Source organism: Bacillus sp. SCT118 (genome assembly GCF_058566435.1).
The window spans coordinates 3,182,661-3,203,630 of sequence record NZ_CP191225.1 but is presented as its reverse complement, the minus strand read 5'-3'; the positions used below and the strand labels follow the sequence as shown (position 1 = coordinate 3,203,630).

General features: G+C 45.2%; 22 protein-coding genes and 1 pseudogene. 16 read left to right on the top strand and 7 right to left on the bottom strand.

Annotation, left to right across the window (positions count from 1 at the left end):
* Window positions 1–96 precede the first annotated feature (96 nt).
* On the top strand, window positions 97–615 hold the full coding sequence (gene yfkM, locus ACQVGT_RS16500) for a general stress protein 18 (RefSeq protein ID WP_015383099.1): 519 nt from the start codon (window positions 97–99) through the stop codon (window positions 613–615).
* A gap of 35 nt (window positions 616–650) precedes the next feature.
* On the opposite strand, the gene ACQVGT_RS16495 is transcribed toward yfkM, so the two are convergent.
* Window positions 651–1,853 (bottom strand): MFS transporter, encoded by a 1,203-nt coding sequence (locus ACQVGT_RS16495; RefSeq protein ID WP_015383100.1) that lies wholly within the window; start codon window positions 1,851–1,853, stop codon window positions 651–653.
* A 109-nt stretch (window positions 1,854–1,962) separates the two neighbouring features.
* Window positions 1,963–2,178, bottom strand: a complete 216-nt coding sequence (locus tag ACQVGT_RS16490; protein WP_010330293.1) for a DUF1128 domain-containing protein — start codon at window positions 2,176–2,178, stop codon at window positions 1,963–1,965.
* Window positions 2,179–2,380: 202 nt separating this feature from the next.
* Here ACQVGT_RS16490 and yfkJ point away from each other — a divergent pair, with 202 nt between their 5' ends.
* The 3 genes from yfkJ to ACQVGT_RS16475 are packed head-to-tail and all read left to right on the top strand — an operon-like array spanning window position 2,381 to window position 4,040.
* On the top strand, window positions 2,381–2,851 hold the full coding sequence (gene yfkJ, locus ACQVGT_RS16485; protein WP_015482953.1) for a protein-tyrosine-phosphatase: 471 nt from the start codon (window positions 2,381–2,383) through the stop codon (window positions 2,849–2,851).
* A 17-nt stretch (window positions 2,852–2,868) separates the two neighbouring features.
* Window positions 2,869–3,189: a hypothetical protein gene (locus tag ACQVGT_RS16480; protein ID WP_003233665.1), complete on the top strand. Its 321-nt coding sequence runs from the start codon at window positions 2,869–2,871 to the stop codon at window positions 3,187–3,189.
* A 23-nt stretch (window positions 3,190–3,212) separates the two neighbouring features.
* On the top strand, window positions 3,213–4,040 hold the full coding sequence (locus tag ACQVGT_RS16475) for a YihY family inner membrane protein (RefSeq protein WP_014479170.1): 828 nt from the start codon (window positions 3,213–3,215) through the stop codon (window positions 4,038–4,040).
* Window positions 4,041–4,238: 198 nt separating this feature from the next.
* Here the strand turns inward: ACQVGT_RS16475 and ACQVGT_RS16470 are convergent, their stop codons facing one another.
* Entirely contained in the window at window positions 4,239–5,414 is a 1,176-nt protein-coding gene (locus ACQVGT_RS16470; RefSeq protein ID WP_015383104.1) for an MFS transporter, read from the bottom strand.
* Between the two features lie 167 nt (window positions 5,415–5,581).
* Here ACQVGT_RS16470 and cax point away from each other — a divergent pair, with 167 nt between their 5' ends.
* Window positions 5,582–6,637 carry a calcium/proton exchanger gene (cax, locus tag ACQVGT_RS16465; RefSeq protein ID WP_003242902.1) on the top strand — a complete coding sequence of 352 codons (1,056 nt, stop codon included), beginning with the start codon at window positions 5,582–5,584 and terminating at the stop codon, window positions 6,635–6,637.
* Window positions 6,638–6,707: 70 nt separating this feature from the next.
* Entirely contained in the window at window positions 6,708–7,502 is a 795-nt protein-coding gene (locus ACQVGT_RS16460; RefSeq protein WP_003233657.1) for a YfkD famly protein, read from the top strand.
* A 38-nt stretch (window positions 7,503–7,540) separates the two neighbouring features.
* Here the strand turns inward: ACQVGT_RS16460 and mscC are convergent, their stop codons facing one another.
* Both mscC and yfkAB read right to left on the bottom strand, forming a co-directional pair.
* The gene (gene mscC / locus ACQVGT_RS16455) at window positions 7,541–8,383 is read right to left on the bottom strand and encodes a mechanosensitive ion channel protein MscC (protein WP_010886444.1); all 843 of its coding nucleotides are present in this window, start codon (window positions 8,381–8,383) and stop codon (window positions 7,541–7,543) included.
* A complete protein-coding gene (gene yfkAB / locus ACQVGT_RS16450) occupies window positions 8,384–9,505 on the bottom strand; it encodes a radical SAM/CxCxxxxC motif protein YfkAB (protein ID WP_003233655.1) in 1,122 nt (373 codons plus the stop codon).
* A 144-nt stretch (window positions 9,506–9,649) separates the two neighbouring features.
* On the opposite strand from yfkAB, the gene ACQVGT_RS16445 reads away from it, so the two are divergent.
* Together ACQVGT_RS16445 and pdaA are read left to right on the top strand one after the other, a co-directional pair.
* Window positions 9,650–9,835, top strand: coding sequence for an SE1561 family protein (locus tag ACQVGT_RS16445; RefSeq protein WP_003223132.1), 186 nt, complete (start codon window positions 9,650–9,652; stop codon window positions 9,833–9,835).
* A 100-nt stretch (window positions 9,836–9,935) separates the two neighbouring features.
* On the top strand, window positions 9,936–10,727 hold the full coding sequence (gene pdaA / locus ACQVGT_RS16440) for a delta-lactam-biosynthetic de-N-acetylase (protein WP_015383107.1): 792 nt from the start codon (window positions 9,936–9,938) through the stop codon (window positions 10,725–10,727).
* A gap of 37 nt (window positions 10,728–10,764) precedes the next feature.
* On the opposite strand, the gene ACQVGT_RS16435 is transcribed toward pdaA, so the two are convergent.
* Together ACQVGT_RS16435 and corA are read right to left on the bottom strand one after the other, a co-directional pair.
* The gene (locus ACQVGT_RS16435) at window positions 10,765–11,625 is read right to left on the bottom strand and encodes an NAD(P)-dependent oxidoreductase (RefSeq protein ID WP_015482957.1); all 861 of its coding nucleotides are present in this window, start codon (window positions 11,623–11,625) and stop codon (window positions 10,765–10,767) included.
* Window positions 11,626–11,723: 98 nt separating this feature from the next.
* A complete protein-coding gene (gene corA, locus ACQVGT_RS16430) occupies window positions 11,724–12,683 on the bottom strand; it encodes a magnesium/cobalt transporter CorA (RefSeq protein WP_003233650.1) in 960 nt (319 codons plus the stop codon).
* 117 nt (window positions 12,684–12,800) lie between these two features.
* Here corA and ACQVGT_RS16425 point away from each other — a divergent pair, with 117 nt between their 5' ends.
* The 8 genes and pseudogenes from ACQVGT_RS16425 to acoB all read left to right on the top strand — a co-directional run bounded on the left by ACQVGT_RS16425 (window position 12,801) and on the right by acoB (window position 20,968).
* On the top strand, window positions 12,801–13,664 hold the full coding sequence (locus tag ACQVGT_RS16425; RefSeq protein ID WP_003233646.1) for a DNA-3-methyladenine glycosylase family protein: 864 nt from the start codon (window positions 12,801–12,803) through the stop codon (window positions 13,662–13,664).
* A 113-nt stretch (window positions 13,665–13,777) separates the two neighbouring features.
* Window positions 13,778–15,178: a 23S rRNA (uracil(1939)-C(5))-methyltransferase RlmD gene (gene rlmD, locus ACQVGT_RS16420; RefSeq protein ID WP_015383110.1), complete on the top strand. Its 1,401-nt coding sequence runs from the start codon at window positions 13,778–13,780 to the stop codon at window positions 15,176–15,178.
* A gap of 604 nt (window positions 15,179–15,782) precedes the next feature.
* Window positions 15,783–16,067 carry a YfzA family protein gene (locus ACQVGT_RS16415; protein WP_015482958.1) on the top strand — a complete coding sequence of 95 codons (285 nt, stop codon included), beginning with the start codon at window positions 15,783–15,785 and terminating at the stop codon, window positions 16,065–16,067.
* A 741-nt stretch (window positions 16,068–16,808) separates the two neighbouring features.
* On the top strand, window positions 16,809–17,786 hold the full coding sequence (locus ACQVGT_RS16410; protein ID WP_015482959.1) for a tRNA dihydrouridine synthase: 978 nt from the start codon (window positions 16,809–16,811) through the stop codon (window positions 17,784–17,786).
* Window positions 17,787–17,997: 211 nt separating this feature from the next.
* On the top strand, window positions 17,998–18,450 hold the full coding sequence (locus ACQVGT_RS16405) for a DUF6884 domain-containing protein (RefSeq protein WP_015383112.1): 453 nt from the start codon (window positions 17,998–18,000) through the stop codon (window positions 18,448–18,450).
* Between the two features lie 39 nt (window positions 18,451–18,489).
* Window positions 18,490–18,702 (top strand): annotated as a pseudogene (locus tag ACQVGT_RS16400) (hypothetical protein); the annotation flags it as partial.
* A 232-nt stretch (window positions 18,703–18,934) separates the two neighbouring features.
* Window positions 18,935–19,936: an acetoin:2,6-dichlorophenolindophenol oxidoreductase subunit alpha gene (gene acoA / locus ACQVGT_RS16395; protein WP_015383114.1), complete on the top strand. Its 1,002-nt coding sequence runs from the start codon at window positions 18,935–18,937 to the stop codon at window positions 19,934–19,936.
* 3 nt (window positions 19,937–19,939) lie between these two features.
* Window positions 19,940–20,968 carry an acetoin:2,6-dichlorophenolindophenol oxidoreductase subunit beta gene (gene acoB, locus ACQVGT_RS16390; protein ID WP_014476166.1) on the top strand — a complete coding sequence of 343 codons (1,029 nt, stop codon included), beginning with the start codon at window positions 19,940–19,942 and terminating at the stop codon, window positions 20,966–20,968.
* Window positions 20,969–20,970 lie beyond the last annotated feature (2 nt).

Below are 20,970 nucleotides of genomic sequence, written 5' to 3'. Positions count from 1 at the left end.
TTATGCTTATCGTTTATCACAATCGCGGAATGTTTATTTTAGTGTGGCTGGGGTAGAGTGTTTTATGTAGACATATAAAGCGGGAGGTTATGAATCATGGGGAAAAAAATTGCAGTTGTTTTAACAGATTATTTTGAGGACAGCGAGTACACTGAGCCTGCGAAAGCCTTTAAAGAAGCGGGACATGAACTGACTGTCATCGAAAATGAAAAAGGAAAAACAGTAAAAGGCAAGCAGGGAAAAGCGGAAGTGACGGTTGACGCATCCATTGACGACGTAAACCCTTCAGACTTTGATGCGCTTTTGATTCCCGGAGGATTTTCACCAGACCAGCTTCGCGCTGACGATCGTTTCGTCCAATTTGCAAAAGCGTTTATGACTGACAAAAAGCCGGTATTCGCTATTTGCCATGGCCCGCAGCTTTTAATCAATGCGAAAGCGCTCGACGGCCGAAAAGCGACAGGCTATACGTCCATTCGTGTTGACATGGAAAACGCCGGTGCCGACGTTGTGGACAAGGAAGTGGTTGTTTGCCAAGATCAATTGGTCACTAGCCGCACACCGGACGATATACCGGCATTTAACCGCGAGTCATTGGCATTGCTTGCGAAATAAGAAAAAACGGACGCCCGCGGGCGTCCGTTTTTTGATCATAACGTGGCATCAGCTTGAACAGCCGTCAGTTTCTTGTACCTGTAATACAAGAAAGCAGCTGCAGCCGTTCCGATGACCGCAATGCCGAAGTCGAATATGAAAATATGGGCGATGCCCCCCGCTTTTGCGATAAGCCCTGTTGCAATCGGCATCAGAATCGATGCAAGGCTTGAAGCGGTCGCTACAATTCCGGTAACGGTTCCTTTTCGCTTCCAGAAAAGCTCTGTCATTAACGTAATGGTAATTTGAAACACACCCGCAGTTGAAAAGCCTAAGAAAAAGGCAGTGATGTCCAGCACAACTGGGATATGAATGGTCAGCATGACTGCGAGCGTACATAAAGTAATAATAGGATATAAGAGCGTTATGAAGACAGGTTTGACCCATCTGTTCAGCAAAACGGCTAATAATAAAACAGATGCCAGAGATCCTATACTATAATAGCTCAGCAATTGTACGGATGCTGATTCAGCTAAACCGGCTGCCTTTTGCGCGTAGCTCGGGAGCCAGATTTGAGAAACCGTAAATAAAGCCGTGGATGTAAAACCGATGATAATCAGTGCGGTGCCTTCTTTCTGAAAAACGGGTTCAGACAAGAAAACGGGAGATTCCTGTTGGCCGCTATTCGTTGGTTTCTTATGTTTTTTAGGAAACGAAAGCGTTGATAAATAAATAATATTCAGGAGATAGACCGCTGCCGGCAGATAAAAAGCAAATCCGTAAAACATGCTGTGGTCTGCTAAAAATGTGATCAAAAGCGGCAAAAGTGCGGCCCCGACAGACATAAAGGCTTTGACCAAGACATTCGCCGAACCGGAAGCAGACGGAAAGAGCTCGGTTAGGGCCGGATATGTTCCGGCATCCATCGCTGAATTTGCGACTCCGGCTAATAAGGCGAACACAAACGCCAGCTCATAGCTTGGTGATAAAGGAATACCGACTAAAAAGACGGCCATAATTCCCGCAGAAGCGACAACAAGCGGCTTTCTGCCGATTTTATCTGATAGAACGCCGGAAATGCCGTATGTCAGCAGTTTGCCAAACCCGATAGCGGCAATGACATAACTGATGCCGGTCGGATCGGTATTCCACTGTTTTGTTAATGAGGACATATTGGATGCGAGAATGATGTTGACCATCCCCAGAAAGAAGTAGTTGATATACATTCCGGATGCTGTTTTAATAGATGTCGTTTGCATGCTTGTACTCCTTCAAATCTTATTCGAACACTTTACTGTTTACTGTTCTAAGGAAAATTGGTTTGGGGAAATGATAAAAAAGACTCGCCGAGTTTCCGGCCAGTCTCCATTATTTACGAAGCGAGGCTAATTCTTGAGCAATCGCCTGCATTTCACTTGGGCTGAATGATTCTTTTTTCATCACCATGCTGTGAAGGTACGTGAGGTCTTCAATCTTCTCATCACTGAAATCCTCCGCTTTGATTACGCCGACGTTCAGCATGTTCAGCTTTTGGGAAATTTCTTCAATCATTTGAGTTAATGTTTCTGTATTTGGGCTGGACAAATGGTTCCATCCTTTCTATGCGCAATATAGGTATGTTTTATTCTAACAGAATTCCATCAGAAAAAAACCCTATTCTAAAAGGAGGCTTTTAATTCCAAAAAAGTGAAGACATCAGTTGAAAAGGAAATGAACATCCTACTAAGATATTCATGAAGGTTTCTTTTTAGAGAAATAGGGGCAAAGAATAGGGAGGTTGGACAACATGATAAGCGTGTTATTTGTTTGTTTAGGAAACATTTGCCGATCTCCGATGGCGGAAGCGATTTTTCGTGACCTGACAGCCAAAAAAGGATTAGAGGGGAAAATTAAGGCGGACTCAGCGGGAATCGGCGGCTGGCACGTCGGCAATCCGCCGCATGAGGGAACGCAGGAGATATTGCGCAGAGAAGGAATCAGCTTTGATGGCATGCTGGCGCGTCAAGTCAGCGAACAGGATCTGGACGATTTTGATTACATCATTGCAATGGATGCAGAAAATATCGGAAGTCTCAGAAGCATGGCGGGATTTAAAAACACCTCGCATATCAAAAGGCTTTTGGACTATGTTGAAGATTCAGATCTTGCCGACGTTCCCGATCCTTACTACACAGGGAATTTTGAAGAAGTCTGCCAATTAATCAAATCGGGCTGTGAGCATCTGCTTGCGTCTATTCAAAAAGAAAAACAATTGTGAGTGAAAGGAGAATTTGCATGAACAACGAACGTTTAATGCTGAAAGGAATATTTCTCGGAGCTGCGGCAGGCGCGGCGTTATCACTGCTCCATAAACCGACAAGACAGGCGTGCGGCATGAGATGGCTAACATGCAAGCATAAACTTTCACTGTACAAAAGCAACCCAGAGCTGTTAAAAAACACTGTCATCACAAAAGTGGATGAGGCCAAGAAGCTCGCCCAAACGCTTTCAAAGGAAGTCGACTTTGTGAATCAGCAGGTGAAAGAGCTGAAGAAAACAACACCGCAAGTGATGGAACTTGTGCAAGAAACGAAAGAGCATTTTTCAAAAAAATGATCAAACATGCGAGGTGAGACGACATGAGTTTTTTGAAAGAGCTTTTCAGCAGATACACCCTTCATGAAGGACAAAGTAAATCAGCGGAGCTGGCGTATTTTTTTCTATTGTCACTGTTTCCGTTTTTGATTTTTATGCTGACGCTCACCGCGTATCTTCCGCTTTCTACCGATGATGTTTTAGGAGTCATAGAACAATATGCTCCCGCCAGTGCGATGTCACTCGTTGAATCCATTACCCATCAAACCTTAAATAATCGAAATGGCGGTTTGCTGTCATTCGGGATTATCGCCGCATTATGGTCTGCGTCTAATGGAATGAACGCGATCGTCCGGTCGCTAAACCACGCGTATGATGTGGAAGAAAACCGCTCTTTTATCATTGTTCGTCTAACCTCGATTTTTTTGACGATTGCCATGGTATTTACGATTTTAGTGGCTTTGCTTCTGCCGGTATTTGGCCGGGAGATTGGAAGGCTCGCTTCTGACTTTGTCGGCGCGTCGGATCTGTTTTTATCCGTCTGGGCCGCCATTCGCTGGGGTGTCAGCCCGCTTGTGCTGTTGATTGTTTTTTCCGCGCTGTATGTGATTGCGCCGAACAAAAAGCTGTCTCTCCGGTTTGTCATGCCGGGTGCGGTCTTTGCGACCATCGGCTGGATCGTTGTCAGCACATTGTTTTCATTTTACGTCAGCACGTTTGCGAACTATAGCGCCACTTACGGGAGCATCGGGGGAATCATCGTTCTGATGATTTGGTTTTACTTGAGCGGCATTTTAATTATCCTAGGCGGAGAAATCAACGCTCTTTTACATAAACGTAAAAAGCTTCCTGATGAAAATCCCTACCATTAGCGCACCCTATAAACGAACTTCGGTTCAAAAAGAAGTCGGGGGGATATCGTGATGACCAAGCATACGAAAAAAGGCGGAAGCCATAACAAACAAAATTCGAAAAGCAAATCGAGCCATAAAACAAGCGGAAGCGCCAACGGACAAAACGGCTACCATTAGCATAAAAGCCTCCTGACATGATGTCAGGAGGCTTTTTGATTAAGAAGATGAAGAATAGGTTTCAGCCGGTGACCAGCTTTTCGGTTTGCCCAGCACAAGGGCCAGCCACACAGCGCTAAGCGTGAGAGTAATGAAGTAGAACAAGTTTGCGCTTTCAAATGTGTGCATATACCAGCCGCCGGCAACCGGGCCGAGGATGCTGCCGAGACTGAATGTAATGCCGCAAAGCAGGTTCCCCGCCGGCAGGAGATGAGGCGGGAGAAGATCTGTCATATAGCTGATGCCAAGTGTAAAGGTTGATCCGACTGCCATTCCTGCAATAAAAAAGCAGCCGCCGATCACGTAGGGCGAAGGAAATACACCGGCGATGAAAAAGCAAAGAGCCCCAGTCAGTAAAATCACCAGCAGCACATTCCGCCTGCCGTATCTATCGCTGAGGATGCCGAGCGGAAACTGAAAGATAATGCTTCCAATCGCAAATGCGGGAAGGATGATCGCTACTGCGTCTACTGATATCCCCAAACGGAGCGCGTACACCGGAAAGCTTCCGTTCAGCGCCGTTTCCAGAAAGCCATAGCCAAATGTAGGCATAAAGGCAACCCATCCAAACAGCATGGCCTGATAAAATCGCCTGAAACTATTGTCTGATTTGGTTTCATGAGGACTGGTTTCCGGGTATGCATTTTGTAGAAAGAAAACAAAAAGCCACGCAAACAGACTGATGCAGCCGGATACGATAAAAGGAAGCGACGGACTCAGTTTGACAAGCGGCACCATGAACGGGCCTGCGGCAAAGCCAAGGCCAAAGGAAAGCCCATAAATAGACAGGTTTCTTCCGCGATTTTGTTTTGATGACATGGAGGTCACCCACGTTTGCGTAGAAAAGTGAAGCATGTGGTCGCCGATTCCAATGAACAGGCGAAGCAGGAACCAGACCCAAACTGACTGAAGCCAAATAAATCCGAATAAGCTTAAAATGACAATGCTTCCGCCCATGACGATCAGCGGCTTGAACCCGAGCTTTCTGAGCGGCGCTTCCATAAACGGCGAAGCCAAAAGCACACCGATATACAGCCCGGTTGCGTGCAGGCCGTTGATAGCAGCGGATTCTCCATTTGTTTCAAAAATGATTGAAATGACAGGCAGCAGCATGCCTTGTGAAAACCCGGAAATGGAAACGAGCAAGACAAGGATAAAGAAATGAAATCGTGACATCGTGTCAGTTCTCCTTATGTGGAATCTATGTTGATCGTACAATGTTTTCCAAAAGCAGGCAACCTGAAAAAAGCCTATATCACGCTATACATTTGCCCTCGTGTAATCATGAAGGTTTTTGTGAAGAATAAAAATAAAACAAGTCATAAAAAAGGAGCTATTTCACCATGAATCGTATCTTTTTTATTTTAGTGGCGGCCGGTGTTCCGCTTTCTGTGATTGGCAGTTTGATGCATTGGCCTTCCGCGGTTCTATTTGCCGTTTATTGCGTGACGATTATCGCTCTTGCAAGCTATATGGGGAGGGCGACAGAATCACTGTCCATCATTGCAGGACCGCGTATCGGCGGTTTGTTGAATGCAACCTTCGGGAATGCGGTGGAGCTGATTATTTCCCTTTTTGCATTAAAAGAAGGCCTGACAGGAATCGTGCTTGCCTCTTTAACCGGTTCAGTGCTGGGGAACCTGTTGCTGGTAGCGGGCCTATCGTTTTTTGTCGGCGGTTTAAAATATAAGCGGCAGGAATTTAATATCCATGATGCCCGCCATAACTCCGGGCTTCTGATTTTTGCCATCATTGTCGCCTTTGTGATTCCGGAGGTATTCTCTGTTGGTATGGGAAACGCCAGCAAGCTCAATTTAAGCATCGGCATCAGCATCATTATGATTCTGTTGTATGTGGCGGCGCTGTACTTTAAACTTGTCACGCATCGGGGCGTTTATCAGCCGAATAATGCCGCTCAGACTGAAGAAGAGGAAGAGCCGGAATGGTCAGGGAAGGTTGCGACGATTGTCTTGTTTGCGGCAACGATTGTGGTTGCATACATATCCGAAAACCTGGTCCATACCTTTCACTCGGTGGCTGAACAGTTCGGGTGGAGCGAGCTGTTTATCGGGGTCATCATCGTGGCGATTGTAGGAAATGCGGCGGAGCACGCGTCAGCGATTATTATGGCCTTCAAAAATAAAATGGACATTGCGGTTGAAATTGCAGTCGGCTCTACGCTGCAGATCGCTATGTTTGTCGCACCGGTTCTCGTCATCTGTTCTATCTTTTTTCCGACAAGCATGCCGCTTGTATTTACATTGCCTGAGCTCGTCGCGATGGTATCAGCGGTTCTCTTGATGATCGCGATTTCGAATGACGGGGATTCCAACTGGTTTGAAGGGGCGACACTGCTTGCTGCATATGTCATTATGGCGATCGGCTTTTTCCTTCTTTAACCTGAAAAAATGATGGATAACAACAAAGCGGGATGAAAAGACTAAGGGAAAATGCCATAGAAAGAGTGATATGATGAAAAAGCTATTTCATTCCACACTTATCGTGTTGTTATTCTTTAGTTTTTTCGGCGTTCAGCCCATCCACGCGAAAAAGCAGTTTAAGGTTCCTAATTCTGTCGCAAGCATTTCAAAGGAAAACACGTATCCGAATGCTTCACAGGATCAGCCAATGCTTCAGCCGAGCAAGCTGGCAAAGGAATTGCTCGATCATTCTGAGGTGAAGATTGAAAATCCGCATCTCATCAAAATGCTGAATGAATCCAACATATCCGGCACACCGCTTGCAGTAGGGTACCGGGCGACAATATTTCTCGGGAAATGGGCGCTCGGCTATGAATCAAATGAAACAGTCGCAAACTGGGAATATAAAAAAATCAATACAAACCGTGCGGATAACCGCGGCGGGAAAGAAACGGCTGAAATGCATTATGCCCAGGAACAGCAGTACAGAGTGAAGGGCGGCCTGACAGCTAAAGTTCCAAATGCGGAAGATGTCAAAAGCATGATGATGCAAAAAGCAATGAAGAAAACGAACCTTCCGCTTGCATTTGAGACGGTCATTGGGGCTGGCACAAAACGGGATCAGATTTATAAAGTTGCTCCTAAAAAAATCGGTTATTTACATGCATATGCACCGGCTGTGAATGAAAAAGGAAAAGTGACTTACGGAGAAGTGTACTTAGTGCTGAAAGGAAATAAACGAAAACTCGTCGTGAAAAATGTCACGTCACAGGGCATCGGCGCGTGGATTCCGGTTCAAGATCATGTCACATTTGGCTTTCAGCTTTCCTCACTGCCAAGATAAATAAAAAACTGATTCCAACTCGGAATCAGTTTTTTTGTTTATTGGGTTCTCTCGATTCGGACCGCTTCCTCAAGCATTTGCACATTGTTTTGGTAGAGCTGGCGAACGAGAACCCGCCTGACTGCAAGGCTGGCACTGAAATAATCATCATCTTTCACCATGCCTTTAACCGTAAATTCGACGCCGCGATTGATTTTATTCAATGCGGTGATGCCGTGGATTTGAAACGGTTCTGTCGGATTGCCGAATTCATCCCGCTTCAATGAATCACGAAGCTCTTCATTCAGCATGTCACATGCCTCTTCCAACACGCTGTACACGCGGTCCGGATCTTCTTTAAAGCTGATAAGAAAGGATTCGGTAATCCGCATAAAATCAATATTATAGTTCTCTATTTGTCTGACCTCGCCGTTGCTGATGGTGAGCAGCTTCCCGCTCCATTCCCGGATTTGCAGCGAGCGGAGGCCGATTTCCTCCACTGTCCCGTTGAACAAGTTGTTGACGGTGACATAATCGCCTTTGTGCAGCTGGCGTTCATATATTAAGAACACACCAGCCAGCACATCTTTGATCAGCGATTGGGCGCCAAAACCGATCACGATACCTGCTACGCCCGCCCCGGCCAATATCTTGCCGAAATCATGCACAAATAAAGAAATAACGTAAAAGATAAAACCAATTGTCGCCGTATACTGGGTGACAGAACGGACAAGGCTTTCAATCGTTTTTTCCTTTTTTTCTTCAATAAAATCCGTCCGTTTAAAAAATAGCTGTACCAGCCGGTTGATGATAAAGACACCGATCCAAAGGATAACGGCAACGAGGAGAATATCGACGATTTTATTTTGAAAAATCTCCGTAAGTGTTTCTTTCATCCGCATCTAACTCCTGGCTTGACGTTTTGTGAAGTCTGTATCCTGATAATAACTATTTTTGACAAGAACATTCGGTCCGAGGCACCGGACATTCGGGCAGTGGCAACTTAGTTCTTTCGCAAGCTTGGTCTCTCTCCACTTTTCATAGGCGGAAGGGAGGCTGTCCGTCTGAATGTTGCCAAGCGGCGGGGTATCACCGAAATCGGTCACGATAATGTTTCCGTCGAAAATGTTCACATTCAGGCGGGACCGGCCGTCAGGGTCATTTCGCACTGTGACGTTTTTCGCCGCGCGAAGCCGGCGAAGCAGCTTTTGGTCGTCTTCGTCCGGACTGCAGGCATAAAACGGCAGCGTTCCGAACAGCATCCACGTATTTTCATCACGAATATCCAGCAAGCGGTGAATGGCCTGTCTCATCTCTTTGAGGCTGAGGGATTCAAGAGCGCTTGCGAAATCGCTTGGATACATTGGGTGGACCTCGTGACGCTGACATTTCATATCTTCTGTGATTTGGCGGTGAATATGCTCAATATGAGGAAGTGTTCGTTTGTTCAGCATCGTTTCCGCAGATACCATTACTCCGGCATCCACGAGCGTGCGGCTGTTTTCGATCATTTTTTCAAAATAGCGCGCACGCTGTTCGAAGGTCGGTTTTCTGTCCATCATGGCAAAGCCGATTTCAGCAAAATCTTCAACTGTACCCCAGTTATGAGAAATATGTAGCACATCGAGATACGGAATGATCCATTCGTACCGCTCGATGTCGAGGGTCAGATTTGAATTAATTTGTGTCCGCACACCCCGTTCATGGGCATATTTCAATAAAGGAACAACATATTCTTTTACTGATTTCAACGAAAGCATCGGCTCTCCGCCTGTGATGCTGATGGATCTGAGGCGCGGGATTTCCTCCAGCCGTTTTAACAGAAGATCTATTGGCAGAGCATTCGGGTCTTTAGGCTGCAATGTATATCCTACAGCACAATGCTCGCATCTCATATTGCACAGTGTCGTCGTTGTGAATTCAACGTTTGTCAGCTGCATGTCTCCGTATTGGTCAACATCCATATAGGCTTCCCAAGGGTCAAACTCGGGCGTAATCGGACGCAGCTTCGTGTTTTGTGTCATGACTATCTAACTCCTTTATAAATGGGCATACTAACGCTGCCAACAGTTAATTTTAGACCTGATTTGCCAAGATCGCAAGTAGCGCGGCGATTGAAAAACGGCAAAAAATGAGCTACCATAATAAAAAATGAATGGAGGAACAGAATGGGGAACGCCGTAAACAATAAAGATCAGCAGATTGATTATTTAAAGAACAGACTTGACATGTTTATGAACGTCATCGATTCATTAGACCCTGAAGCAACCGACGTTGAAGATATAGATAGGCTCATCAGCATGCTTGATGACCTGGAAGCCAAATACGAACGTTTTAAAAAAGATTGGGAATAAAACCGCGCGCCCGCCGCGGTTTTTTTATTGGCATAAAGCAACAGTATAAAACAAAGTCTCTATCTGTAAAATAAGAAAAAATGCAGAAGGAGCGCTGGCCATGAAGTGGATGTGTTCAATATGCTGCGCCGCCGTATTGCTTGCCGGAGGTGCAGCAATGGCGGAAGCGGTGCCGAATGAGCCGATTAATTGGGGCTTTAAACGAAGTGTCAATCATCAGCCGCCAGATGCCGGGAAGCAGCTGAACAGTTTAATTGAAAAATATGACGCGTTTTATTTAGGGAATACAAAGGAAAAAACGATTTACTTAACGTTTGATAACGGATATGAAAATGGCTATACGCCAAAAGTTCTTGATGTCTTAAAAAAACATCGCGTAACAGGAACGTTTTTTGTCACCGGGCATTTCGTAAAGGACCAGCCTCAGCTGATCAAACGTATGTCAGATGAGGGCCATATTATCGGCAACCATTCCTTTCACCATCCGGATTTAACGACAAAAACAGCTGATCAGATTCAGGATGAACTTGATTCAGTCAACGAAGAGGTTTATAAAATTACGGGAAAGCAGGACAATCTGTACTTGCGTCCGCCGCGCGGCGTGTTCAGTGAGTACGTACTGAAAGAAACGAAACGCCTCGGCTATCAAACCGTTTTCTGGTCGGTCGCTTTTGTTGATTGGAAAATCAACAACCAAAAGGGAAAGAAATATGCCTACGATCATATGATCAAGCAGGCGCACCCGGGAGCCATTTACCTGCTTCACACCGTATCGAGGGACAATGCAGAAGCGCTGGATGACGCGATTACAGATCTGAAAAAACAGGGCTACACATTTAAAAGCATTGATGATTTGATGTTTGAGAAAGAAATGAGGCTGCCGTCTTTGTAAAAGAGAAAAACCTCTCCTTAAACGGAGAGGTTTTTCTTTATTTTATACATTTAATCAGTGCGGCCCAGTCCAGATCCCCGAAGCCTTTCTCAATCCCGCTTTCAAAATGGCTCTTGGCCAGCTCGGCAAGAGGAAGATTTGCAGAAACCCGTTTTGCGGCGGCGAGTGCCAGGTTGGTATCCTTCAGCCCTAAAGACATTTTGAAGCCGGCCGGCTCAAATTTCTGCTCGGCCATAATGGTTCCGTAATTTTGATAGACTGGAGAACCAAAGAGCGCGCTGGCGATTTCTAAAAATTGTTTTTGTTCTAAGCCGTATTTCTCCATCATTAAAAAGGATTCAGATAACGCCTCCAGCATGGACACAAGCAAGAAATTGATGCTGATTTTGGCTGCATTTGCCGTCTTGCTTTCTTCGCCGACATCAAATACCTGCTGGCTCAGGCTGTCGAGCAGAGGCTTGGCAGCTTGCTTTGCTTCTGCCGGTCCGGCTGTTATGATACGGAGCGCGGCTTTGGCTGCGGCATCCGGTCTGCCAAGAACAGGAGCGGCGAGAAAAAATTGTCCTTTCTCTGCATGAGCTGCTGCGAGCTTTTCTGAAAACTCAACACTGATTGTGCTCATCGAGATGTGAATGCTGTTCTCTGCTAATCCTTCAAGCAGCCCGTCTTCTCCGAATGTCACGGCGCTGACAGAATCATCATCTGCAAGCATTGTGATGACAATATCAGCGGACTTTGCCGCCAGCCGTGGCGTGTCAGCTGCCTGTGCGCCTTCTGTGACAAGGTCTTCCGTCTTTTGCTTCGTCCGGTTATAGACAGTCAATTCGTAGCCTGCTTGAAGAACATTTCGGGCAATGGGCTGTCCCATATTGCCGAGTCCGATAACAGCAATTTTCAATCTGATCACTCCCTGAATATTTTTTCCATTATAAACAATATGAACAGAATATGCATAGCGATCGGCTTACAACAAAAAAGAACAGCTGCTCGCTGTCCTCATTTAAAAATATTGAACCATCCTTTATGTACAAACCAAATCAGCATTCCAATCACAAGCGCGGCCATCAGGCCAAGTACAGCGAAATATCCGTATTTCCAATGCAGCTCCGGCATAAAGTCGAAGTTCATACCGTATACACCGGCAATAAACGTGAGCGGGATGAAAATAGTTGATACGATCGTCAGTGTCATCATAATCGCATTCATCCGGTTTGAGTTTAGCGTCACGTAGCTGTCACGCAAGTCGGACGTCATGTCACGGTTGGATTCCACAATTTCAGACAACTTTAACAAATGATCATATATGTCGCTGAAATAGGCTTTCGTTTCCCGCTGCTCTTTCACATGGTCAAGGCTTAAAATCCGGTAGAGCAAATCACGCATCGGGATAATTGTCCGTCTCAAATGCAATAGGTCTGTTCTGAGATCAAACACCTCGTTCATCAGCGTTCCATACGTTTTGTGGGGACGGCTTTCTTCAATTTCATTCAGCCGGTCTTCGATTTTGTACACGAGAGGAAAATATTCATCAACAAGCTGATCCATGATCATATAAGAAATATGTCCGGGCCCTTTTTTCAATATATCCGGTGAAGCATACAAACGCTCCCGGACTTTAGCGATACCGGGCGTTTCGTGTAAATGAAAGGTGACGACAAATTTTTCGCCTTGAAAGATATCGACTTCCTCCGTCTCAAGTGTTTCCTTATTCAGCGCATGAATCACGTAAAAACGATAGCCGTCATAATGGTCAAGCTTCGGCCGCTGCATATGCTGGAAGCAATCCTCAATGGCAAGCGGGTGAAAATGAAAAAAATCTCTCAATAACGCCGTTTCCGTATCCTCCGGGCCGTAAAAATCAACCCAGTACCATGCAATATCAGGCTGTTCCACTCGTTCGATCGGTATATTTTTCAGCAGCTGATGCTCTGTTGTGATTGCGGTAATGTTGATCATAAACAACCCTCCACCTGCCATTATATCATGCGGTCTTTATGAGAAAAGTATACGGTACTCTCTGCCTAATTCAAGCGGCATGTTATACTGAACAAAAACGGAAAAAGGGTGGATCTCATGTGGAAGGAAAAAGTATCTGTCACGCCTCCGTATCATTTTGACCGCGTGCTGGACAGGCTGTCTTTAGACCCCCTCAATGCTGTTGATCGAGAGGCGAGGGAAGTCCGTGTGCCAATCAGAAATCAAGCGGGGGACGTATGTATTGTAAAGGTACAGGCGTTAGGCCATGCGGGTGAGCCTGAGTTCCTCGTCAGCGGGGAAACGGATCAGGGAGAAATGATGAAGGAAATCAAGCGGATTTTTCAATGGGAAAATCATTTGCAGCACGTTCTGGATCACTTTTCAAAAACGAGCCTGTCCGCCATTTTTGAAGAGCATGCCGGGACGCCGCTTGTTCTGGACTACAGCGTGTACAACTGCATGATGAAATGCATTATCCACCAGCAGCTCAATCTTTCCTTCGCTTACACGCTAACAGAACGATTTGTTCATGCGTTTGGCGAGCAGAAGGATGGCGTGTGGTGCTACCCAAAGCCGGAAACGATTGCAGAACTCGATTATCAGGATCTGCGTGATCTGCAATTCAGCATGAGAAAAGCGGAATACACCATTGATACATCAAGGATGATCGCAGAAGGCACACTCAGCTTGTCAGAGCTGCCGCATATGGCGGATGAAGACATTATGAAGAAACTGATCAAAATCAGGGGTATCGGCCCGTGGACCGTGCAAAACGTCCTCATGTTCGGACTTGGCCGTCCCAATTTATTCCCGCTTGCCGATATCGGCCTCCAGAATGCCATCAAACGCCACTTTCAGCTGGACGATAAGCCGGCAAAGGATGTCATGCTGGCGATGAGCAAGGAGTGGGAGCCTTATTTAAGCTATGCGTCTTTGTATTTGTGGAGGAGTATAGAATAATTCATCTGACAATGAAGGAAATTCTGCAAACGTGTTATACTAGAAAGATGTGAAAAAAACATTTCACTTTCTGCCTTCTGCAGAAAGCTTCATATAGAAACGGAGAGAACAACGTGAACCAACAAAAGAAACAGGCGCCCGTCGAACTGAAGGTCGGACAAACCTTTCCGCTGACGATTAAGCGTCTCGGCATTAACGGAGAAGGTGTCGGCTATTTTAAGAAAAAAGTCGTCTTCGTGCCCGGCGCGCTTCCTGGCGAAGAAGTTGTTGTGCAGGCCACAAAGGTCCAGCCGAAGTTTTCGGAGGGCCGCATTAAGAAAATCCGCAAGGCATCTGAGCACCGAGTGGCACCGCCTTGCCCTGTTTATGAACAATGCGGCGGCTGTCAGCTTCAGCACCTTGCATACAGCCAGCAGCTTCGGGAAAAACGCGATATCGTCATTCAGTCTCTTGAACGCCATACGAAGTTTAAAGTTGAAAACATGGAAATCAAAGAAACGATTGGCATGGACAACCCATGGAATTACCGCAATAAAAGCCAATTCCAGATCGGGCGCTCGCAAAGCGGCAGCATCATCGCCGGCTTATACGGCCTTGATTCTCATGACATCGTGCCGATTAAAGACTGTATCGTTCAGCATCCGGCAACGAACAAAACAACAGGCATCGTCCGCCGCATATTAGAGGACTTCGATGTGTCTGTTTATAATGAAAGAAAACGAAAAGGCGACGTTCGCACGATCGTGACGAGAGTCGGCTTTGAAACAGGTGAAGTGCAGGTCGTGCTTGTAACCGCAAAAGAAACGCTTCCGCACAAGGAAGAAATCGTCAAAGCGATTCAAAAGCGATTGCCAGAGGTCACATCCATTATTCAGAATGTAAACGGGGCGAAAACTTCAGTGATTTTTGGTGAGAAAACAAAACAGCTCGCCGGAAAAACAGTAATTCAAGAAGTGCTCGGCGACGTATCTTTTGAATTGAGCGCCCGCGCTTTCTTCCAGCTCAATCCGGAACAGACCGTCAAGCTGTATGATGAAGTGAAAAAAGCGGCGCAGCTGACCGGAAAAGAAAAAGTCGTTGATGCGTATTGCGGCGTCGGCACGATCGGCATGTGGGTGGCGGACGGAGCGAAGGAAGTCCGCGGCATGGACGTCATCAAGGAATCAATTGACGATGCCAAGAAAAACGCCAAAAAACACGGCATGGCAAATGCCACATACGTAACAGGAACAGCCGAGCACTGGCTCCCGAAATGGACGAAAGAAGGCTTCCGCCCGGACGTCGTCATCGTAGACCCGCCAAGAACCGGCTGTGACAGCACGTTCCTGGACACGATCAAAAAAGTCAAACCGAAACGCTTCGTCTACGTTTCCTGCAATCCATCCACGCTTGCGAAGGATTTGCAGACGCTGTCGAAGGACTATCGCGTGGACTATATTCAGCCTGTCGATATGTTTCCGCAGACGGCGCATGTTGAAGCAGTGGCGAGACTTGTATTGAAATCGTCTAACTAAAATAAGAAATACCTAATCAGACCTGGATTTCGGTAAAATAAACAATTCCGATTTCCGGGTCTTTTTCATGTGCAGCCCTTGTCCTGACTGTCTTTTCCCAATTTTATCTTCCTTCTATTCGCGGAGATCTTTATTTTAACTGGCGAAAAGAGTTGAAAAAACGTGTTGAAAAGCGGGTGAAAAACAGCGTTATTTAACCGGAAAAATTTCCTTCCAGTATGATTAAAATACATGAGTAGAATGATGTAAAATCATAGATATTTTTTCATAATTTGTAAAATTATATATTGACTTGCAGTTATGACGTGTGAAATATTGATTATAGGAATATAAGGAAAGGTATGGCGTATATCATTTCAAGAGTCATTCGATTTAAAAAGTTGAAACATTGTAATAAACGAAAGAGGTGAAAATGATGGCCAACCCCATTTTAAAATGAATAACGTATGAGCACTACAACAAATAAATAATAGTGCCGAGACGATAACAACTATTACAGTAATACCTACAATGGTTATATCCTTGCGACAATCATGCTTCATAATATAAATTTTAGATTGACACTTGGCTAAAAAGTATTGCAGAGAAGGAAATGGATAACTAAATGGATAAAGTATATAAAAAACGACCGTTATATAAAAGAAGTTGGTTTCAAACATTTGTGGCATTTTTAGTATCTCAGCTTTATTTTAATTTTGTAGAATTAACGGGATGGGGTCCTAAGTATAGAGAAATGAATGGATTCCCAGCAAACATAGTTGAACTGGATTTCTTTCAAACATATCTTTCATTCTATGATAATCCATGGTTTAATATTATTACTGTTTTCTTGGGAGTTTTCACTATTATACAAATAATTACAGGGATAACAAAGGATATTCGAAATTAAAGCAATAACTTCTGATGCCTTATTTAATGATGAAAGAAAATGAACACTTTCTTAATTATCTTATGAGTGAAGACTGCGACACTTAGTCAGCAGTCTATTTTATTGGTTCTGGATCAGGATTACCGAATTATAACCCTATACAAATATATAGTAGGTTGCCACTTGCTGCGTTGGTTATTTTCTAAGTCATGAGCAAATCCCAAATGATTCAGATTGAAGTTCTTGAATTCTTTTAAATAAGGGTTTATTTTCTCTTCTCATCCTCTGTACTCCATGTGATTCACAAGTGGTAGCAGCTTAAGTAGTTTTTTTCATTCTCTCGAGTACTCAGTTATACCACTCAATTTGCTTAATCAAAGTTTATCTCTTGAAATTAGTTTTTCCGCAAATATGATATAGAGATACGGATATGGTGTAGTGTTAAATATCTTATCTTCAATAACAGGGCAATTATTTTGCGTTGGTAATATGGAGAACTCATATGATATTCTATTTAGGTTGGAATTCTTTTTATCCAAAAAGTTCAAAAGTAAGGCCACTAAGAAAGACGAAGGTCAGCGCCAGTGTTAACCACAATATATGGTGTAGATAATCATCCCACGTGAAATGTTCAAAATTTACTATAGATTGATAAGAAATGCTTTCGCATGCGATAAGTGTAAAAAGAAAGCATGGTCAGTTTTTTAATATTGGAGATACAGGTATAGCCGTACCCCCTAATGAAAGGATTTGATTTTTGTTATGACAGAAAATTTCTGGCGTGAACTACCACGGCCATTTTTTGTACTGGCACCAATGGAAGATGTGACAGATGTTGTTTTCCGGCATGTAGTAAGTGAAGCAGGCAGACCGGATGTGTTTTTTACAGAGTTCACAAACTCAGAGAGCTATTGCCACCCGGATGGGAAAGATAGCGTGCGCGGCCGTTTGACTTTTACAGAGGATGAACAGCCAATTGTGGCCCATATATGGGGAGATAAGCCTGAAAACTTTCGTAAAATGAGTATTGGCATGGCAGAGTTAGGATTTAAAGGGCTAGATATCAATATGGGCTGTCCTGTGCCTAATGTGACACAGAACGGTAAGGGAAGCGGTCTTATCCGCCGACCGGAAGTTGCAGCAGAATTAATACAAGCTGCAAAAGCAGGGGGATTGCCCGTAAGCGTAAAAACAAGACTTGGTTTCACGGATGTAGACGAATGGCGCGAGTGGCTGACACACATTTTGAAACAGGATATTGCCAATCTTTCTATTCATCTGCGTACAAGAGCAGAAATGAGCAAAGTAGATGCGCATTGGGAGCTCATCCCAGAGATTAAGAAACTTCGTGATGAGGTGGCACCAGATACACTTTTGACGATCAATGGTGATATCCCTGACCGCCAAACTGGCTTAAAACTTGCTGAACAATACGGTGTTGATGGAATTATGATTGGGCGTGGTATTTTTACAAATCCATTTGCCTTTGAAAAGGAGCCGAAAGAGCATAACAGCAAGGAATTGCTTGATCTCTTAAGGCTGCATCTGGATCTTCATGATAAATATTCAGCATTAGAAGCCCGTCCGTACAAGCCTCTTCCTCGCTTTTTCAAAATTTATCTCCGCGGGTTCCGAGGGGCAAGTGAATTAAGAAATCAATGCATGAACACAAAGTCAACAGATGAAGTGCGTGCATTGCTCGACGACTTTGAGAGAAAGTATCTTGATGGGATAGAGTAACAGCAGTGCTTGATTCAAAAAAGGCTAACAAAATAAAGGGATTTTTACACCATTCTTGACTAAAATAAACCTGGATTTTCGGTAAAATAAACAATTCCGATTTCCGGGTCTTTTTTGTACGCAGCTTTTACTCAGCCTGTCTTTTCTCTAATTTATTGTCAGAAAATAATGGTATATTTAGTAGAGATATCTTATAAAGGGGGAGAGAAAAATGAAACGGCTATGCATCATCCCCTGCGGCAAGAAAAAATTCTGGGACGTCCAGCCTGATGCCGGGCCGGTAAGAGCAGAGGACGCTTATCTCAGCCCGTTTCATCAGGCGTGCGAGCGGTATGCGAAAGCATTTTTCGATGAGTGGGTGATTTTGTCGGCGAAGCATGGCTTTCTTCGCCCTGATGATCTCGTTTCGGGAAATTACGATGTCACTTTTGGCACCGGTCATCCGGAAATCATGACAGCGGACGAGCTGCGCCGCCAATTTCACGAAAAAGGCTTTTCTGATATCGAAGAGCTAGTCATGCTTGGCGGAAAAAAATATCGAAGCGTTCTAAACGCCGTCATCGGAGAGCACCAGCATATCAGCTGGCCGCTATCATCATACAAAGGCATAGGCTACATGCTCCAAGCGCTGAACCGGGCTGTAGAAGAAAAGCATGAACTGTAGCACGTACATATGTGGAAAAGAGTGGGAACATGAAAAAACTTGTGTGCCAGCGGGTTATCAAAAATAGATGCCGCAAAGATGGCGGAAACGGTCAGAAAAACGCTTTATGAAAAGGGATATACATACTCAAACGGCACGATAGACTGTATGCAGAAGGACGGGGACGCCGGTATTGGATATGTCAAATATTCAATTGATTTTCTTTCAAAAGCAGCTATTCAGTCAAACGATGCAGAGGAACTAGGAAGTTAAAAAGATTTCCAAGGAAATAAATACGTCGATCATTGTCAAAGGCCGGGTGATATCCGGTCTTTTTTGCATGCTGTAAAACGAGACAAATGAATCAGTTTGAGACAAAACGAGACACACGTCTCAAACTGTCTCCAAGGTGAAGACGAGAAGACTGATTTTACGGGCTCAAAAGACTGGCACACTTCTTGCATTTATAATGGTGAACCCTAAATAGAAGGAGGCGCACAAAAAAATGGAATTGTTAAAACGAGAGGGCTTGTCATTAACTGAGGAAAAAGCGCTGTGGATGTACCAAAAGATGCTGGAGATCAGGGGCTTTGAAGACAAAGTGCATGAACTGTTCGCCCAGGGAGTGCTTCCCGGCTTCGTTCATTTATATGCCGGTGAGGAAGCCGTGGCTGTAGGGGTGTGCGCTCATTTACATGATGGCGACAGCATTACAAGCACCCACAGGGGACATGGACATTGTATCGCCAAAGGCTGTGATCTGGACGGCATGATGGCGGAAATTTTCGGGAAAGCGACCGGATTGTGCAAAGGCAAGGGCGGTTCTATGCACATTGCGGATCTTGATAAAGGCATGTTAGGCGCAAATGGAATCGTCGGGGGCGGCTTTACGCTCGCATGCGGATCAGCGCTCACGGCTAAATATAAACAGACTAAAAATGTAAGCGTTTGCTTTTTCGGGGACGGGGCAAATAACCAAGGCACCTTCCACGAAGGGCTGAATTTAGCGGCTGTATGGAACCTTCCTGTCGTATTTGTTGCTGAAAACAACGGCTATGGCGAAGCTACCCCATTTGAGTACGCATCAGCCTGTGATTCAATCGCCGATCGGGCGGCTGCTTATAACATGCCGGGGGTGACAGTTGACGGCAAAGATATTTTAGCAGTTTACCAGGCAGCCGAGGAAGCGATAGAAAGAGCAAGAAACGGCGGCGGCCCGTCTTTGATTGAATGTATGACCTACAGAAACTACGGCCATTTCGAAGGAGATGCCCAAACCTATAAAACGAAGGATGAAAGAGTTGAGCATCTTGAAGAAAAAGATGCCATTCAAGGTTTTAAAAACTACCTTTTAAAAGAAACAGATGCTAATAAGCTGTCAGACATTGAACAGCGTGTCAGCGAATCGATTGAAAAAGCCGTCTCGTTCAGCGAAGACAGCCCATATCCAAAAGATTCGGAGCTGCTGACAGATGTGTACGTGTCATATGAAAAAGGAGGAATGTAAGAGATGGCGAGAGTCATAAGCATGTCAGACGCGATCAATGAAGCAATGAAGCTTGCGATGAGAAGAGACGAAAATGTGCTTTTGATCGGTGAAGATGTCGCCGGGGGAGCGGCGGTCGATCATTTGCAGGATGATGAAGCATGGGGCGGTGTATTAGGGGTCACAAAGGGACTCGTACAGGAATTCGGGCGCACAAGAGTGCTGGACACACCGATTTCTGAGGCGGGCTACATGGGTGCGGCTATGGCTGCGGCATCAACCGGTTTGAGACCGATTGCCGAGCTAATGTTTAACGATTTTATCGGCACGTGCTTTGACCAGGTGATCAACCAAGGGGCGAAATTCCGTTATATGTTTGGCGGAAAAGCGCAAGTACCGATTACCGTCCGCACCACATACGGAGCAGGGTTCCGGGCCGCTGCCCAGCATTCACAAGCGCTGTATGGCCTTTTCACGAGCATTCCTGGACTGAAGACGGTTGTTCCATCCAATCCGTATGATGCCAAAGGTCTTCTGCTTGCAGCAATAGAAGATAATGATCCGGTGTTCTTCTTTGAAGACAAAACGTCCTACAACATGAAGGGCGAGGTGCCGGAAGATTATTATACAATTCCCCTCGGAAAAGCGGATATCAAACGCGAAGGCAATGATGTCACGCTCTTTGCAGTCGGCAAGCAGGTCAATACCGCGCTTGAAGCGGCTGCACAGCTTTCAGAGAGGGGCATCGAAGCCGAGGTCCTTGATCCCCGCAGTCTGTCTCCTCTGGATGAGGATGCGATTTTCACATCGTTAGAAAAAACAAACCGGCTGATCATTATTGATGAAGCCAATCCGCGATGCAGCATTGCCACGGATATTGCTGCGCTTGTTGCTGACAAGGGCTTTGATTTGCTTGATGCGCCGATTAAACGGATTACAGCGCCGCATACACCGGTTCCGTTTTCACCAGTGCTTGAAGATCAATATTTGCCGACACCAGATAAAATTGTCAGCGTCACGCTTGAATTGCTTGGCGAGCCGGCAATGAATTAAAG